Raw genomic sequence first — 18,013 nt, 5'->3', positions numbered from 1 at the left:
ATCGCCCAGAAATCGGTCCAGCCGAGCGCCGCGGAGCGCCAGATCAGCCCCGACAGCGGAATGAGGATGATGAGGGTCAGGTAGGCAAGCGAGAAGCCAAGCGTCAATCCGAAACCCGGAATGACGCTCGGCTGTCGAAACCGCCAACCCGCCCGAGCGGGTGCTGTGATCATATCGTCCTGAATATCGACTGCTTACTGGGGCTTGTAGATCTGGTCGAATATACCACCATCGCCGAAATGGTAAGGCTGTGCTTTCTTCCAGCCGCCGAATTGTGGGTCGTCGATGGTGACCAGCTTGATCGGCGGTAGCTTGGCCAGGTCCTCTGCCGGCACCAGATCGGGCTTGGCCGGACGATAGTGGTTCTTGGCGATGATCGTCTGCGCTTCCTTGGAATAGAGCCAGCCCAGATAGGCTTCGGCGACCTTGCGCGTGCCCTTGGCATCGACATTGGCGTCGACCAAAGCGACCGGCGGCTCGGCCAGGATCGAGGTCGGTGGATAGACGATATCGAAATTTTCGGCACCGAACTCGTCGAGCGCTAGATAGGCCTCGTTTTCCCAGGCAATCAGCACGTCGCCCAGGCCCTTTTGCGCGAAGGTCACCGTCGAGCCGCGCGCACCGGTATCGAGCACCGGAGCGTTGGCATAGAGCTTGCCGACGAACTCCTTCGTCTTGGCCTCGTCGCCACCGTCATTGGCGTTGGCATAAGCCCAGGCGGCGAGATAGTTCCAGCGTGCGCCGCCCGATGTCTTCGGGTTGGGCGTAATCACCTGGACGCCGTCCTTGACCAGGTCGTTCCAGTCGTGGATGCCCTTGGGGTTTCCTTTGCGGACGAGGAAGATGATGGTCGAGGTGTAGGGTGCCGAATTGTTATCGAATTTCGTGCGCCAGTCCGGATTGATCTTTTTCGACTTGGAGACGATGGCGTTGATATCGCCTTCGAGCGCCAGCGTCACCACGTCGGCGTCGAGGCCGTCGATCACGGCCCGGGCCTGTGCGCCCGATCCACCGTGCGACTGCTGTATGGTGACCGTTTCCCCTGTCTCGGCTTTCCAGTGAGCGGCGAAGGCCTCGTCATAAGCCTTGTAGAGCTCGCGTGTCGGATCGTACGACACGTTGAGAATGGTGGTATCGGCGAACGCGAAACCGAGCGTGCCGAACTGGACAGACGTGGCGACCAGTGCGCCGAGCAGTCTCCTGAAACGAGGTTTGGTCATTTCTGCCTCCGTTGAACCCGCGTCAAATCTACCGAATTGGTAGAATTTAGATGCATTAAATGTTGCCTTTTTTGTCGTTTTGGAGAAAATCTTGGACCTGATTTCGCGGTGCGGAGAAACATTTTCCCTCAAACGTCCGCTGGCGAATCCCCATCGACCTATCTAGGAACAAGCGGGGCCGAAGCAAGGCTGTGGCATTTGGTCGGCACGCTATCCGGCTGGACTGGGAAATCGAAGCGCTGCTTGGCGGAGGGATCGTGGTTCAGCGTGAAGGTGCCGCCATTCGCGTGCATAGTTCTTGAATCCGGCCGAGTGCATCGCGCCGAGCAGCAGCTTGCGGTTTGCCGTCGCTTCGCTTGCGGTACAGGAAAATTGTCCGTTCCGGCGTAACGGATATCCTGGCGGATCGAGGGGCCGGCAACGCGGACGAAGTCGGCGGGCAGGGCGTCGGCGCGGGCTGGGAGGAGATTGCGGGTAAAGGAACTAGCGTCGCGAGTATTGTCGCGAGGCGCCGTACCTCAGGCGAAGAAGCGCAATCCCCTGAATCGCTTGCGCAATCTTATTCAACAAACACCTTCACACTTGCCGCGCGTCCCGCCGCATCGATTACGGTCAAGGTCGAGTAGCCGGTGCCGTCCGGTTGCCATGTCGCGGTGCGCCGGCGGTCGATGCCGGTCAGCGGCTTGCCGTTGGCCAGCCAGCGGAACGGCGCGCGCCCGCCTTGCAGCTTCAGTACCAGCGGCGAGGCGTCGGCCGAGTTGGTGGCGAGATCGACGCGGGCGCCGTCGGGCGGAAAGATAATGGTCGGCGCGGGCTCTGTGGGGGTCGAGGCCTGAACCAGGCCGTCGGACCCGGCGCCGAAGCGGGCAAGCGTCACAGGCAGGTCGTTACGTCGAGGAGTGAAGGCGCCGGGGGGCTTGCCCGGCAGCGGCACGGTGGCGAGACCCGAGCGGACAAAGCCCTCGAACAGAATTGGGGCTGCCGACACATAGCCGGACAGGCCAGGCACCGCGCCTGCATCGGCCCGGCCGACCCAGACGCCCAGCACGTAACGGCCGTCGAAGCCGACCGACCAGGCATCACGGTAGCCATAGGAGGTGCCGGTCTTGTAGGCGATGCCGCGCTGCAATGCACCCTCGGGCGGCTTGACGCCCGACAGAATGTCGATGATTTGCCAGCTCGCCTGGTCGTCGAGGATGGTCGCGGTGGTGCGCTCGGCATCGGCCGGCTCGGTGCCATCATGCAGCGTGTGCGTCTTGCCGCCATTGGCGAGCCCTGTATAGAGCTGGACGAGATCGCGCAGCGTAATCCCAACGCCGCCAAGGCCGATGGCCAGGCCCGGCGCCTCGTTGACCGGCAGGATCGGGTTTACCCCAGCCTGGCGGAATCGGGCCGTCAGCCGCGCGGGACCGACCGCGTCGAGCACGCGGATCGCCGGCACGTTGAGCGACAGTTGCAGCGCCTCGCGGATGCTGACGTCGCCCTGGTAGCCCATATCGAAATTCTTCGGCCGGTAGCCGCCGAAATCGGCCGGGCTGTCCTCGATCAGCATTTCCTGCGCCACCAGTCCCTGTTCGAAGGCAAGACCGTAGATGAACGGCTTCAGCGTCGAGCCGGGCGAACGCACGACCTTGGTCATGTCGATCCAGCCGGAGCGGCTGGCGTCGAAGAAATTGGCCGAGCCGACTTCGCCCAGAATATCGCCGGTGCGGGAATCGGCCAGCACCATGGCGACGGAGAGACGCGCCCCAAGCTTGGCGGCGGCGTCGCGCGCTACCTGTTCCAGCCCTTCCTGGACGCTCTTGCGGATCGTCAGCTTGAGCGGCTGGCCGGGAACCGCCTTGGGCAGCATCGCATAGGCGGCGTGCGCGGCGAGCGCCGGCAAGCTACGGCGCAGGCCAGACACATCGTCGAGCGCGGCGCGCGCGGCCTCGCGTTCGCCAAGCAGGCCAGCCGAGGCCATGCGGGACAGCACGCGGTCGCGGGCGGCGTGCGCGATCGCGAGGTTGCGGTCGGGCCGGCGCTTCTCCGGCAGCTGCGGCAGGGCGACGAGAAGCGCGGCTTCCGAGACGGTGAGCCGCTTCGGCTCCTTACCGAAATAGGCGAGCGAAGCGGCGCGCACGCCTTCGAGATTGCCGCCATAGGGCGCCAGCGTCAGATAGCGTTCGAGGATCTCGTGCTTGGACAGCCGCCGCTCGATCTGGATGGCGCGCAGCATCTGCTTGAGCTTGGAGCCGAGGCTGCGGCTGTCGCGCGGCTCGATCAGGCGGGCGAGTTGCATCGACAGCGTCGAGCCGCCGGACACGATGTGGCCACTGGTGGCGAACTGGCCGGCGGCGCGGGCAAGCGCCAGCACATCGACGCCTTCATGGTTCCAGAAGCGCTTGTCCTCATAGGTGACCAACATGTCGACGAACTGCTTGTCGACCTGGTCGAGGCGGGTTTCGAGCCGCCAATAGCCGTCAGGCGTGGCGAAGGCGCGCAAAAGCTGGCCGTCGCGGTCCTGGACTTCCGTCGAGACGGTAAGCTTTTCAGGAAGCGGAGGCGGGAAGGCGCGGTCGAGCTGCCACAGGGTAGCGGCGGAAACAGCAATAACAGCCACCAAGGAGGTGCTAGCGATAGCCGCGCGGCGCAGGAATTTTCTTGAGGGCATGGCGCTGCCCCTCATCCGCCTGCCGGCACCTTCTCCCCGCATAGTGGCGGGGAGAAGGGAGCTGTCGCAATCGTCGGCGCCTTTTCTGTAACGTTGAAAATTGGCGAAAGCCTTGGTGCAGGCCCCTTTCTCCCCGTCACTAAACGGGGAGAAGGTGCCGGCAGGGCAATGAGGGGCAGCGCAAACTTCACGTTCATGTCCGCCTCGACACCTTACGGCGCCTTGACCTCCATCATGCCGGTGGCGGTACGGGCCGAATATTGCGGCCGGTACATATCCTCCACCGTTGCGGCCGGATGGGCGTAGATGCCCGGCGTCACGGCGCGCACGACATAGGCGAGCGTCAGATTGTGGTCGTGGTCGCCGTCGCTGGGGTTGAAGGCGGCGACGAAACGGTCGTCGCGGAATTCCAGATGCGCGGCGTCGGTCTGCGCCAGCCAGGAGAAGTTCGACAATTGCGCGCTGGAGACCAGGCCGGGATTGTCGATCTCGAAGCCGGCCGGCAAAAGGTCGGTAATCAAAAGGCGCGAAGGCCAGTTGTTCTGTTCGTTGACCTTGAGCACGACGACATAGCGTTCGTTCTGGGTTGCCTCCGTCACATTGGCTTCGGTGCCGTCGAGCTTGTAGTAGGTGCGCTCGATAGTGAAGCCGTCACCTCCCGCCGGCAAGGGCTGTACCGGCGACGCCACGGTGGTGACGACGGCCTGCAGCGGGGTCTTGCCGGTGTTGGCGATGGTGAGCGGGCTGTCGGCCAGATCGCTGCCGTTGACCTGGCTGGAATAGCCGCCGGAATGCGGCGCGCCATTGACGGAAAGCGTGATCGAATCATTGCCTTCCTTCAGTGCCCGGGCCGCCAGCAGCATCCAGGATTCATCCTGGGTGCTGGTCCAGCGGACCTCGGCGCGTTGTTTGGTCACCAGCTTGATCAATTCCGGCACGATCGTCGGCGCCGGTTTTGATTCCGCCGCCAGCGCCAGCATCGCGGCGCCGTCCCGCAGCGCCGAGCCATAGTCCGACCGATAATAGTCATAGTCCGTGCTCGACTTGGCGAGCCGCAGCGCCGTCTGGAAGGTCGCTTCCGAACGCTGGGCGTCGCCATAGAGCGCCAGGCTCGCCGCCAGCTGGGCGACAGCCATCGGGCTGGTGAAGGCCTCGAGCTGGGTGTCCGCGTAATAGCGCAGATCGCCGATCGAGGCCTTCTTGTTGCGGGCGAGCACATAGAGCGCGTAGGCGATCTCGCTGCCGCGGTCCTGGACGTCCTGATCGTACCCAAGCGAGTTCTGAAGATTGCCCAGTGCCTGGTTCATGGCGAGCGCCGGCACGTCGTATTTCTGCTCGCGCGCCCTGGTCAGGAAGTCGGTGACATAGGCGTCGAGCCACAGATCGCCGGAGCCCGGGCCCCACAGGCCGAAGCTGCCGCCCGAAGCCTGGTAGCTCAGCACCTTGTAGATCGCGTCCTGGATGCGGCCACCCAGCTCGGGATCGCTCTCCATGCCGACGCCCGAGGCCATTTCGTTGACATAGAGCAGGGGCATCGCCCGGCTGGTGGTCTGCTCGGCGCAGCCATAGGGATAGCGGTCGAGCGTCATCAGGAGCGAAGGCACATCGAAGGCCGCCGCCTGCGAAACGCCGACACTGACCGAAGCGCCGTCGAGCAGGCTTGCCGCCAAAAGCTCCTTGTCGACGCGCAGCGCGCCGCCATCGCCCTTGAGGTCGACCACCATGCGGGTGGTGACCGGCAGTTGTGCCGGACGGACCGGCACGTAGAGCGTCTGCTCGACCTTGGTGCCGTCGGCGTGCGCCAGCTTGATGGTGAGCGAGGCATTGCCTGCCGTCTGTGCGATCAGCGGCACGGTCAGGGTCTGGCGCTTGCCCTGCGCCAGCGTCAGTTTCTGGGGCAGGGGCTTGTCGCCCGTCGAGAGGTCCCCCGTCGTGTCGATCGACAGCGCATAGTCGCCGGCCGGACCGTCGGTGTCCGCAATGTCGAGCCGCATGACGGCGGCGTCGCCGGGCGCCAGGAAGCGCGGCAGGCCGGCGGTGATCACCACCGGATCGCGCACGATCACGTCCGACTGGGCGTGGCCGACCGCTTCCTTGGTCCAGGCGACGGCCATGACGCGAACCGTGCCGTTGAACTGCGGAATATCGAAGTCGACGCGTGCCTTGCCGTCGGCATCGAGCTGCACCGGGCCGGAGAAGAAGGCGACCAGCTTTTCGGTCGGCGGACTGCCCTGCGCCTGCATGTTGGCGCCGTCGCCGCCGGTCCTGAGCTTGCCCATAGTACCGAGAGAGCCGTCGATCAGGCGGCCGTAGAGATCACGGATTTCCATGCCCAGCATGCGCTGGCCGAAAAACCAATTCTCAGGATCCGGCGCCTTGTAGTTGGTCAGGTTGAGGATGCCGACATCGACGGCGGCGACAGTGACATAGGCGTTGCTGCCGGGCTCTACGCCGGCGACCGCGACCGGGATCGACAGCTGCTGGCGCGGCATGGTCTTGTCCGGCGGGGTAAGGGTGACGGCGAGCTTCTTCGAGCCCGGATCGACCTTCAGCCATTTCACGCCGATGGCGCGGGCCGGCATGCGGCTTTCCTGCGCGTCGCCAGGCCGGAACAGGGTTGCCGTGACATAGGCGCCGGCGCCCCAGTCGTCGCCGACCGGGATGTCGACCGTGCCGCCGCCGGCCGGCACCGACGCCGTGACGGTCTTCAACAGCTTGTCGGAACCGATGTTGACCAGAAGTTCGCCGGCAAAATGCGGCGAGACCTTGAGCCTGGCCACTTCGCCGGCGGCATAATTGTCCTTGTCGAGGGCGATCTCGAGACCATCAGGCGTTTCGGTAGTGGTGGAGGAGACATACCAGCCGCCATCGAACTCATAACTGGTCGCGGGTCCTTCCGGATCCGCCGTCTCGACCTCGAGCCGGTAGCGGCCCCAGTCGACCGGGATCGACACTGTCGCCTCGCCGTCGGCGCCAAGGTCGACTTGGCCATTGGCGATCGATTTGGTGAAGGTGACGGGTTCGTAATTCCATGAGTTGTTGGAGCGGTACCACTGGTAATTGCGCTCGACCTTGACCAGCGACCATTGCGCACCTTTCAGCGCCTCGCGCTGGCCGTCGGGGTCGACGGCGATCAGGCTGAATTTCGCCGTGCCGCCCTGCGGCACTTCATCATCGGCAAAGTCCGGCCGGATGCCGATCATGTGGCCTTGCGGGCGGATGCCGATATTAAGCGAGCGCTCGATTGCGCGGCCGCCGGTCTCACGCATACGGACCGCCACCTTGGCGTCGATGAGCTTCGTGGTCGACGGCAGTTGCTCGACGGAGACCGGGAAGGTCGCCTTGCCATCCTCGCCGACCACCGGAAGATCGGTGAACGGGGTGACGGTCGGTTCCGACGACTGCTCGTCGGCAAGGCCAAAGGAATAGCCGTTGAAGCGGTCCCAGTCACGCGCGGTCGACAGGGTCAGTTCGCCTTCGAGCGCGAGGCCAGCAGCCGGTGCGCCATAGAGAAAGCGGCCGTCGACGGTGATGTTGGCGGTTTCGCCCTGCGCGATCTCCTGCTTGTCTGCCTTCATGTCGAATTCGATGCGGTCCGGCACGAAATCCTCGACCAGGAACATCTGGCTGGCGACGGCCGGTTGCTTGGGATCGGTATAGATCGATACCGACCAGGTGCCGCGCATGGCATTTGGCTGGAGCGGCAGATCGACGGCGTGCCCGCCGGCTGACGCGCCATCGCTGACGACGCGGCGATCCTCGACGCCGTCCGGGCGCGAGAAGATGAAGGTCAGCGGCAGGTTCTCGACCGCCTTGGCGGCGCCGTCACGGGCAAGAGCCGCAACATGCACCTCCTCGCCGGCGCGGTAGATGCCGCGCTCGGTCCAGGCGTAGACATCGAGCGCGCCCGGCGCTGCGCGTCCAGTGACGCCGCGGTCGGACAGGTCGAAACCGGCGCGGGCCATGTCGAGGAAGACAAAGTCGTTATCGCCCTGTCTGGCCATCAGCACGGCCGGCACCATGCCGCCGTCGCCGCGCGTCAGGCCGGGATTGAACACGGCATGACCATCGGCATCCGAAGTCGCGGTGCCGAGGATCTCGTTGTTGCGGGCAACCAGCGTCAGTTCGGCGCCCGCTATCGGCTTGGCGCTGCCCAGCGAACGGGCATAGACATTGAGCCCGTCCTGACCGGTATAGGTCGAGAGGCCGATATCGGAAACGACGAACCATTGCGTGGCCATCGAGTTGTAGTCGTCGCTCTTCTCGCTGACAGCCTGGGCAGTCAGCACATAGACGCCGGGCTTGCGCCGCGGCAGCGCCTCGTCGACCGGGAAGGAGGTGGTGACCTCCTTGTTCAGGTCGTTGGCGATGTCGAGCTGGCCTTCCCAGACCGGCTCGCCCATCTGCTCGGAAATGTTTGAGATGTCGTAGCTGTCGAGCTGATGCAGGAACTGGTAGCCGGACAGAAGCTGGGCCAGCGAGCGGTCGCCGATGCGATAGAGCTTCATCTCGGCGGCGTTCATGTTGACGGTGACGACGGGGATGCCGCGGCGCGCACCGGCCGGCAGCACGAAGCTGTCGCCGGTGAAGCGGGCCGAAGGCGCACGGTCCTGCACGTAGATCGACAGCACGACGGGCGCGGCGGTCACTTCGCCGATGGCGGCCGGCAGGCCGGCGCGGAAGGTCACGTCATAATGCTGGCCGTGTTCCAGTCCTTCGACGCAAATCTGCTTGTCCTTGGCTTCAACGCCTTTGGGCGGCTGGTTGTCGACGGTGACGAATTGTGCGTAATCGACGCCGGTCTTGACCAATTCCTCGGAGAATTGGGCGCAGATGCGCGGGGCGCTGGTGTCGGCATCGACGGTGTGGTCGATGACGCGGAAACCCTTGCGAGCCTTGAGATCAGAATAGTCGGCCTGGACCGCAGGCGAAGGTACCAGGGCAAGGCTGGCTTCATAGGCCTGCAGGGCGGGGCGATAGAGGTCGCGCTTGTCGAGGCCGGAGCCGATGAGCGCCAGCGTCTCCGCCCGCGTCCTGGCTGTACGCAGGAGCTTGTAGGCATTGAAGGCGGCCGACGTACCGTTTGCCGGCAAGGTGGAGGCCTCGGATGTGTTGGCCGCCGGCTGCACGGCAAGCGTTTCGCGCGCCAGGTTGAGCCAGAGCTGGCCATCGTCGGGCATGACAGAGACCGCGGCCTCGTATTTCTGCACGGCAGTGCGATGATCGCCGGTGAGCACCGCCTGCTCGGCCGCCGTGGTCAGCGCGGCCATGCCCTCGGTCGGCCTGTCATAGGCCGGGCCGAGCAGCCGGTTACGGTATTGCTGGGCCTGGTCGGCCATCCAGTTGGGGAAGAAGGCGAGTTCCGGCGGCGCGCCGATGTCGGGGTCGCCGTCGATATTGACGACCTTGCCCGCGACCGCGCCGTTGAAGGGCTTCAACTGGTTATAATCGGATTTGAGGAAGCACCATTTGGCCTTGGTGTTATAGGTGAAGGCGCGGCAGGCGGGATCGCCCAGGCAGGTGGTCTTGCATTGATCGAGCGTGACGTTCTGGTCGGACCGGAGGTCGAAACCGAAATAGTCGGAATTGTCGGTCGTTGCGACTCGCCGTGCTTCGGCCGCTTGCGCGACGTTACCCCAGGCCAAGACATTGGCCCAGGCGAAGAAGAGAAGGATCAGGAAAGACAGACGACGAGCCGCGCGCATTGCCATAACACCCTCCAGACAATTTGCAGACGTCCGGGCATGTTCAAGCTTCACTCAGGCTTGTCAACATGAGGACGCGGCAGGGTTCCGCCTGCCAACGGTTTCCTTTCCGGCCAACAGCCGGTAGTACCTCCATAGGACAGGGGATCACGCATTCTTGCGGCAATGCAAAAGGTGTGAATTCCAAGCCCGTCCTATTTCAGACAATTGGATTGTGGCCCCTTTACGAGCGCTTCAGAACTTCATTCCAATTTTAGGTTTGTAAAGTAGGTTGTCTTAATGCCGGCGTATGAAAGGCAGATGTCAGGGGGTACCGAGCCAAAGCGCGTGCTTTCGCGCGCGCTGCTTCTGGCCGTGATCTGCTGCTCGCTGATCGCCGGGCTGGGACCGGCGGCCGCCTTCGAAATCTTCGGCATCAAGCTGTGGGGCTCATCGAGCGATGAGGATGCCGACATCGTCGATCCGATGCGCTACGCCGTGACCATCTCCGCGCCCGACGCCGACAAGGACCTGGTAAAAAAGCTCGAAAACGCCTCGGCGCTGAAGAGCGACGAAGACCATCCCGTCTCCGGCTCGCTCGGTCTGATGGCCAAGGCGCGCAGCGATCGAGAACAGCTTGTGGCGGCGCTCTACGCCGATGCCCGCTACGAAGGCGTCGTCACCATCACCATCGAGGGCAAGCCGCTGGACGAATTGCCGCCGGACGCCGAATTCAAGGGTCCGCAGCCCATTCCCGTGGCCGTCAACATCGCCGCGGGTCCCAAATTCACCCTCGGCGATATCCGGCTGGAGGGTGACGCCGCTGGATTGATGGGCGCCGACTACGGCCTGATATCAGGCGGCGACGCTGGGTCTGGCGCGGTGCTCAAGGCCGAGGCGCTGATCGTGCGCACGCTGAAGGAGCAGGGCAGGCCGCTGGCCGAGGTGACCAGCAGGCACATCGTCGCCGACCATGACACGTCGACCCTCGACGTGACGCTGACGGTTGCTGCCGGGCCAGTCGCCGGCTACGGCGCGACCACGGTGGAAGGCACCGAGAAGGTCGACCGCGACTTCACCGAATACATGACCGGGCTGAAACGTGGCCGGCAGTACTCGCCTCAGGAGATCGACGATGCGCGCGACAGGCTGCTGGCGCTCGAGGTCTTCAACAGCGTGACTTTCAAGGAGGCCGACAAGCTCGATGCCGAGGGCAACATTCCGATCGGTGTCCAGGTCAGCGAGCGCAAGCCGCGTTATTTCGGACTGGGCGGCACCTTCTCGAATACGGAAGGGCTGGGGCTGGAGGGGTATTGGGGCCATCGCAACCTGTTCGGCCGGGCCGAGAAGCTGCGCATCGACGGAGCCATCAGCGGCATCGGCAGCAATGATCTGTCCGAATTGAACTACAATGCCGGCATCATGTTCGAGAAACCCGGCGTGATCGGCCCAGCATCGAAATTCTTCGCCGGCATCAAGACCGTGCTCGAACATCCCGATGCCTACGACCATTTCTCGGTCAAGGGCAACATCGGCCTGTCCTATGAACTGACCAAGAACCAAACCGTGTCGGCCGAGGTCGCGCTCGACTATTCACGCATCCACGATTCCTTTGGCAAACATAAATACCTGATCGCCAGCATCCCGCTGCAATATGTCTATGACAACAGGGACGTCAGGCTGAACCCGACCAAGGGCTTCAGGTTGCTGGCCTATGCCGAGCCGAGCTACGACATATTGAGCGGTGCCGCCTTCCTCAAGCTGAAGGGCGAGGGATCGGCCTATCAGTCGCTGGATACCGCTTCGAAATTCGTGCTGGCGGAACGTGTCGCACTTGGCTCGATCGTCGGCACCAGCCTGCAGAACGTGCCTGCCGACCGACGTTTCTATTCCGGCGGCGGCGGCTCGGTGCGCGGCTACGCCTATCAGGGCATCGGCCCCAAGGATTTCACCGGCCAGCCGATCGGCGGCCTGTCCTTCTTCGAGACCTCGGTTGAGATGCGTATCGCCATCACCGACACGATCGGCATCGTGCCGTTCGTCGATGCCGGCACGGTATCGACGAAGTCGTTCCCCGATTTTTCCGACGTCAAGGTGGGCGCCGGTGTCGGCTTGCGCTATGTGACGCCATTCGGGCCGCTGCGTATCGACGCCGCCGTGCCGCTCAACCGCGACCCAGGCGACCCTCATTTCGGCATCTATGCCGGCATTGGCCAAGCGTTTTGAACATGAAGACGGTCTGGCGCATCCTTCGCATTTTTCTCTACACGCTGCTGATCGTGGTAGCAGGCGCCATCGGCGCGCTTTTCGTGCTGACCAAGACCGAGCGTGGACGCGACAATCTCGCCGGCATCATTTCGCGCCTGGCCTCGAGCGACGAGCGTAAGGTCACCGTCAGCGGCATCGACGGTATCTGGTCGGGCGCGCTCAGTGTCGACCATGTCGTGCTGGAGGACCGCGAGGGCGCCTGGCTGGTGGCGCGCAAGGTGGCCATCGACTGGTCGCCGCTGGCACTGTTGTCCAAAAACTTCAGCGCCGACCGCATCGCGGCGGAGCGCATCGAACTTGCGCGCCTGCCGGTGGCCGGCACGCAGCAGCCGGCGCAAGGCGGCGCGACGACGCTGCCGGTTTCCATTGATATCAAGCAGATCGACTTACCGGAAGTCGCGCTCGGCCAACAACTGGCTGGCAGCGGCATCGCCGAACTCGCCGCCAAGGCCTCGGTGAAGGCCGACGCCGCACCGCTGTCGGTCGAGACGGTGCTCAACATTACCCGCCATGACGGCAAACAGGGCAATGTCGACGCGCAGATCCACTTCGCGCCAGCGGACAACAAGCTCGACCTCAACCTCAAGGCGTCGGAACCGGCCGGCGGCATCATCGCCAATCTGCTCAATCTGCCGGACACGCCGCCGGTCGACATCGTCGTCTCGGGCACCGGCCCGCTGGCCAACTGGAGTGGCGTCGGTACCTTCCTTGTCGATCATCGGATCGTAACCCAGCTCACCGGCCGCCATCAGCTCACCGACAAGGGTAACTATCTCGAAGCCAAGGGCGACGGCGATTTCGCCCGCTTCCTGCCGGAGAACCTGAAACCATTGTTTGCCGGTAAGACCAGCTTCGATATGGCGGGCACCGCCACGACGGCGGGCGGGATCAGTGTCGACCGGGCCAACATCGACAGTGATGCCGTGCACGGCACCGCGACCGGTATCGTCGATCCCGCCGGAGCCAGCGATCTTTCGGTCGAACTCGCCGCCAAGGGGCCACCCGTGGTGGTTAGCGTCGGCAGCAAGGCGCAGCCGATCACGCTGGCGATCAAGAATGCCACCGCCCGGGCGTTCGGCGACGGCAAGGCGCCGGTCGTCGATATCGGCGCCTCCTTCGTTTCGATCGTCGTCGGCGGCACGCGGCTAGACGACCTGGCGGCGCAGATACACTCCGACGGTTTCGACATCCAGAACCGCACCGGGCCGGTTACCGTCAAGCTTGGGGCCGGTGGCCTGAAAACCGACGTCGCGACGCTGGCGCCGCTGGTCACTGGCAAGGTCGATGTCGGCCTGGCTGGTTCCCTCAGCAAGGACGCCATTGTCATCGATCAGGGCACGCTCCGGTCCGATGCGCTCAATGCCTCGCTGACGGCGACCGTGGCGCTCGCCGACCTGTCGATGCAGCTCAAGATGAATGCCGATGCCGTGGCGACCGCCTTCCCGCAGCAGATCGCCTCGGTGCTCGGCGGGCGGGTGAAGTTCTCGGCCACAGCGTCGCGCGATCCGCAGGGCTCGTTCGCCGCCAACTCGATCGAACTCACGTCCGGTTCGCTCAGCGCCAGCGGTACCGCCAGCATGCAAGGTACCGACATCCTGGCCGATATCAAAGGCAGGCTGGGGGATGTTTCGGTGCTGTCGCCGACGGTCGGCGTCCCGGTCGAGGGCGGTGTCGATTTCGCCCTGTCGGCAAGCGGCGCCATGACCGCGCCGGATTTCACGGTTTCCGCCAACAGCGATAGCCTGACGGCCTCGGGCCGCACGGTGAAGTCGATCAAGCTGACCGCGAGCGGCAAGGCCGACATTGCTAGCCCTTCCGCCAATGTTTCGCTGACCGGCGCCGTCAACGACCAGCCGCTCGACATCAAGGCGGCGCTGGTGACGAGCGAAGGCAAGCGCTCGATCAATGGCTTTGCGGTGTCGCTGGGTGACAACAAGGTGTCGGGCGATCTGGCACTGGATGACAAGTTCATGCCGCTGGGCACGCTCATTCTTTCTGCGCCTGCAATCGATCAGCTTGCGGCGCTGGCCGGCCAGGCGGTGACCGGCGACATCAACGGCACCATTCGCTTTGCCAAGAGTGGCGACGTGCCCTCCGTTGCCATTGACGCGAAGAGCACGTCGATCGCGCGCGGCGAGGTGACGGCCAGCACAATCGCCGTCAATGCCTTGATTGCCAACTATCTCAAGGCGCCGGCGATTTCAGGCTCGATCAAGGCCGATGCTGTGACGTCGGGGACCACCCAAGTCGGCGGCATCATCGTCGAACTGAAGCGCGACGGAGACTGGACGAATTTTTCCGGCGGCGCCACCGTATCCGGCATTCCAGCGAAGGCGGCGGGGCGCGTGAAGATCGCCGATGGCGTCACCAGCGTCGAGATCGCCTCGGGCGAGGCTACGATTCGCGGCATCAAGGCGGCAATTGCCGAGCCATCTATGCTCAGTATCGCCGATGGCACCACCAGCATCGAAAAATTAGCGCTCGATGTCGGCGGCGGCTCGGTGGCGCTGTCCGGTACCGCCGGCCAGACGCTCGATCTCGCGGCAAAGGTCTCCGCCTTGCCGGCTGCCCTTGCCAACGGCTTTTCGCCCGGCCTCGATGCCGCTGGAACGCTTGATGGCAGCGCTGAGGTAACGGGCTCGCCGTCGGCTCCGGACGTCCGGTTCAATGTGCAACTGGCCGGTGTCGAAACAAGCCAAACCCGCCAGACTGGGCTTGGGCAGCTCGCAGTCGACGCGGCCGGCCGCTACACCATGGCCGGCGGCGTCGTCCTCGATCACGCGACGCTCTCCGGTGACAAGGTTTCCGGTCAAGCTGCCGGCACGATCAATCCGAACGGCGCCAGCGATTTCGCCCTTGACCTCGTCTCATCCGGTCCAAGTCTGCCGCTCACGGTCGGAAGCGCCGAGAGTCCCATCAAGATCGAGGTCCGGTCGCTGTCGGCAAAGGTGGCGGGCGAGAGCACGCGGGCCCGATTGGATATGTCCGCGATCCTGCCCTCGATCGCGACGAGACCGGCGAAGGTGGACGGACTGAGCCTGGCATTGCACTCGGATGCGTTCGATCTGAAGAACCGCGCCGGGCCGGTTTCGGGCACAGTTTCGGTGGATAGGGTTGGGCTCGACAATCCCACCATCGCGCCGCTGATCGCCGGCAAGGTCACGGCCGCGCTCAGCGGGCGCCTGTCAGCCGACGCTGTCGCCATCGACAGCGGCTCGCTCAAAAGCGACGCGCTCAACAGCCAGGTCGCCGGCCTGGTGTCGCTGCGTGACGGCGCCATCGACCTCAAGCTGAAGGCGGATGCTCCATCGTCGGCCCTGCCGGCCGCAGCACGCGGCATGCTTGGCGAACGGGCGCAGTTGAGCGCCACGCTGAAGCGCGAGCCCAACGGTAATGTCGCCATAGGCGGATTGACGCTGGCCTCCGGCGCGCTGACCGCACAGGGGCAGGCGAGCCTTGCCGACAATACGCTGGCCGCCGACATCAAGGGCGTGCTGGGCGATGTTTCGCTGCTGTCGAAGGATGCCAAAGGCGCCATCGCCTTTGCGCTGAATGCGCAGGGCCCGGCGACCGCGCCGGATCTGTCGCTGACCGTCGACAGCGACAAGCTTTCGGTGGCGTCGCGCGAGATCACCGGGCTCAGACTAACCGCCACCGGCAAAGCCGACGCGGCCAAGCCGGCGGCCAATGTGCAGCTGACAGGCAATGTCGCGGGCCAACCCTTGCAAGGCAGTGCGGTGCTGGCGACCGCGGACGGCAAGAGCGCCATCAATGGCCTGCTTTTGTCGCTGGGCCAAAACAGGATTTCCGGCGACCTGGCGCTGGACGACAAGTTCATACCCGAAGGCACGATCTCTCTCGACCTGCCCGATATAGGACCGCTTGCCGCATTGGCGCTGGAAAAAGCGGAAGGCGATGTGCGCGGCACGATTGCGTTCTCGAAGAACGGTGCCGCACCGCAGGTCGCCATCAAGGCTACGACCGCCTCGGTCACGCGCGGCGATCTTCAGGCGAAGGCCGTGTCGATCGACGCATTGATCGCCAATTACCTCGCCGCTCCGGTCATCTCCGGAAAAATCCATGCCGACACCGTCACGTCGGGCGGCACGGTGATCAGCGGCATCGATGTCGACCTGAAGCGTGACGGCGACTGGACCGGCTTTTCCGGCGGCGCGACGGTGAAAGGAATTCCGGCGAAGGCCGCGGGCCGCGTGAAGGCGGCCAACGGCACGACGACCATAGAGCTTGCTTCCGGCGAGGCGACCGTCCAAGGCATAAAGGCTGCCATCGCGCAGGCTTCGACCGTCACCATCGCCAATGGCACGACGACGCTGGACAGGCTGGTGCTCAACCTGGGCGGCGGCACGGCGACGGTGACCGGCAAGATCGGGCAGGCGCTCGACATCAACGCGGCGCTGGCGCGGGTGCCGATCTCGCTTGCCAACAGTTTTTCGCGGGGTCTCGATGCCGCCGGTTCGATTTCGGGCACGGTGAAGGTCACCGGGGCACCAGCCAGCCCCAGTGTGGCGTTCAACCTCGACGCTGCCGGCGTGCAGACTTCGCGGACCCGCGGCGCGGGGGTCGGTGCGGTGAGTGTCTCTTCCTCCGGCACCTTTGCCGGCAACAAGCTGACCTTCAACGCCAATGTCAGCGATGGGGCCGGCCTTGGTCTCAAGGGGGGCGGCACGGTGACGACATCAGGCACGCCGGCGCTCGCGCTCGACTTCAATGGCGCCGTGCCGTTCGGCATCCTCAGTCAGAAGCTCGCCGCGCAAGGCCTGTCGCTGACGGGGACCGCGAGTGTCAATGTGCAGGTACGCGGTCCCGCGACATCGCCGGTCATCGGCGGCAGCATCAGCACGTCGGGCGCCCGCCTGCTCGACGCGCGTTCCGGGCTTGCGGTCAACGACATCGCAGCCGAAATTTCCATCGGCAATGGCGTCGCCAGGATCAACCGGCTGACCGGGACGCTGTCGACGCGCGGCAGCCTGTCGGCCAGCGGCACGGTCGGTATCAATCCGGCGCAGGGGTTCCCGGCCGATCTGTCGATCAAGCTCACCGACGGCCGCTACACCGATGGGCGGGTGGTCACCGCCAATCTTGGCGGCGACCTGACGATCAAAGGACCGCTGACGTCGGCGCCGGTGATTGCCGGCACCGTCAACCTTGCCAAGACCGTGATCACCGTTCCGGACAAATTGCCAGGTTCGCTTTCGGCGCTCGATGTCAAACACAAGAACGCGCCCGGCGCGGTGAGGGCGCAGGACAAGGCATTGCGCCCGGCCACGACCAGCGGCAAGACGGGTGGCAGCGGCCTTGTGCTGGATGTCACCGTCAACGCGCCGAACCAGATCTTCATCCAGGGCAGGGGCGTGGACGCCGAACTCGGCGGCTCGCTCAGGCTGACCGGTCCGGCCTCATCGCCGCAAGCGGTCGGCACTTTCACGCTGCAACGCGGGCGGCTGTCGATTCTCGGCAAGCGGCTGACCTTCACCGAGGGCACGGTCGGCTTTTCTGGCTCGCTGGTGCCCTATCTCAACCTGACCGCGACAACGACCACGAGCACCGCAACCGTCACCATCGTGGTGTCGGGCGAGGCGACCAATCCGAAATTCACCTTCACCTCGGTGCCGGCGCTGCCCGAGGACGAGGTGCTGGCGCAACTGATCTTCGGGCGGTCCATGTCGAACCTGTCGCCGCTGCAGATCGCGCAACTGGCCGAAGCCGCCGGGCAACTCGCCGGTGTCGGCGGCTCGACGTCGCTGCTGGAAAACCTGCGCAGCGCGATCGGCGTCGACGATCTCGATGTCACCACCGACGAAAAGGGCGGCACGGCGGTTTCTGCCGGCAAGTACCTCAACGACCGCACCTATGTGACGATCCAGAAAGGCGACAAGCCGGGCTCGGGCAAGGCCACGATCGACCTCAACGTGGGACGTGGCGTCAAACTGCGCGGCGAGGCGACGGACGCCGGCGAAGCCAAGGGCGGCATCTTCTACGAGCAGGAATATTGAAGCGGAGACTTGGGCTGGCCCTCATCCTGGCGAGGGCTGGTCCTGTCGCAAACCGCGCCAATGTCTCAGTTTAATCGCCTGAAGAGATTTAGTGGAAATCCGTCGCGCACTAGCAATTTTGCGCCAAGACTGTCGCTATCACGCGAACCGCTCCCCCTCCAAAGTTGCACATTC

The 18,013-nt window shown here is 64.5% G+C and carries 5 protein-coding genes and 1 pseudogene; 2 read left to right on the top strand and 4 right to left on the bottom strand.

Annotated elements, in window-relative coordinates:
- The 4 genes and pseudogenes from FJ426_RS31865 to FJ426_RS19880 form a co-directional block, all read right to left on the bottom strand.
- Window positions 1-173 (bottom strand): annotated as a pseudogene (locus FJ426_RS31865) (molybdate ABC transporter permease subunit); the annotation flags it as partial.
- Window positions 174-194: 21 nt separating this feature from the next.
- Window positions 195-1,220, bottom strand: coding sequence for a sulfate ABC transporter substrate-binding protein (locus FJ426_RS19900; protein WP_140825509.1), 1,026 nt, complete (start codon window positions 1,218-1,220; stop codon window positions 195-197).
- A gap of 559 nt (window positions 1,221-1,779) precedes the next feature.
- Window positions 1,780-3,873, bottom strand: coding sequence for a penicillin-binding protein 1C (pbpC, locus tag FJ426_RS19890; RefSeq protein WP_140559492.1), 2,094 nt, complete (start codon window positions 3,871-3,873; stop codon window positions 1,780-1,782).
- Between the two features lie 212 nt (window positions 3,874-4,085).
- Window positions 4,086-9,584 carry an alpha-2-macroglobulin family protein gene (locus tag FJ426_RS19880; protein ID WP_140559493.1) on the bottom strand — a complete coding sequence of 1,833 codons (5,499 nt, stop codon included), beginning with the start codon at window positions 9,582-9,584 and terminating at the stop codon, window positions 4,086-4,088.
- Window positions 9,585-9,857: 273 nt separating this feature from the next.
- On the opposite strand from FJ426_RS19880, the gene FJ426_RS19875 reads away from it, so the two are divergent.
- Both FJ426_RS19875 and FJ426_RS19870 read left to right on the top strand, forming a co-directional pair.
- Window positions 9,858-11,783: an autotransporter assembly complex family protein gene (locus FJ426_RS19875; RefSeq protein WP_140825508.1), complete on the top strand. Its 1,926-nt coding sequence runs from the start codon at window positions 9,858-9,860 to the stop codon at window positions 11,781-11,783.
- 2 nt (window positions 11,784-11,785) lie between these two features.
- A complete protein-coding gene (locus FJ426_RS19870; protein WP_140559495.1) occupies window positions 11,786-17,839 on the top strand; it encodes a translocation/assembly module TamB domain-containing protein in 6,054 nt (2,017 codons plus the stop codon).
- The last annotated feature ends 174 nt before the right edge of the window (window positions 17,840-18,013 follow it).

The organism is Mesorhizobium sp. B2-6-4, assembly GCF_006441495.1.
Classification (GTDB): Bacteria; Pseudomonadota; Alphaproteobacteria; order Rhizobiales; family Rhizobiaceae; genus Mesorhizobium.
This window is presented reverse-complemented; position numbering and strand designations above follow the sequence as displayed.

What these genes read in the sequence shown, in the direction of transcription:
- FJ426_RS19900 (WP_140825509.1), bottom strand. Translation starts at nt 1,220, where the DNA reads ATGACCAAACCTCGTTTCAGGAGACTGCTCGGCGCACTGGTCGCCACG.
- pbpC (WP_140559492.1), bottom strand. Translation starts at nt 3,873, where the DNA reads ATGCCCTCAAGAAAATTCCTGCGCCGCGCGGCTATCGCTAGCACCTCC.
- FJ426_RS19880 (WP_140559493.1), bottom strand. Translation starts at nt 9,584, where the DNA reads ATGGCAATGCGCGCGGCTCGTCGTCTGTCTTTCCTGATCCTTCTCTTC.
- FJ426_RS19875 (WP_140825508.1), top strand. Translation starts at nt 9,858, where the DNA reads ATGCCGGCGTATGAAAGGCAGATGTCAGGGGGTACCGAGCCAAAGCGC.
- FJ426_RS19870 (WP_140559495.1), top strand. Translation starts at nt 11,786, where the DNA reads ATGAAGACGGTCTGGCGCATCCTTCGCATTTTTCTCTACACGCTGCTG.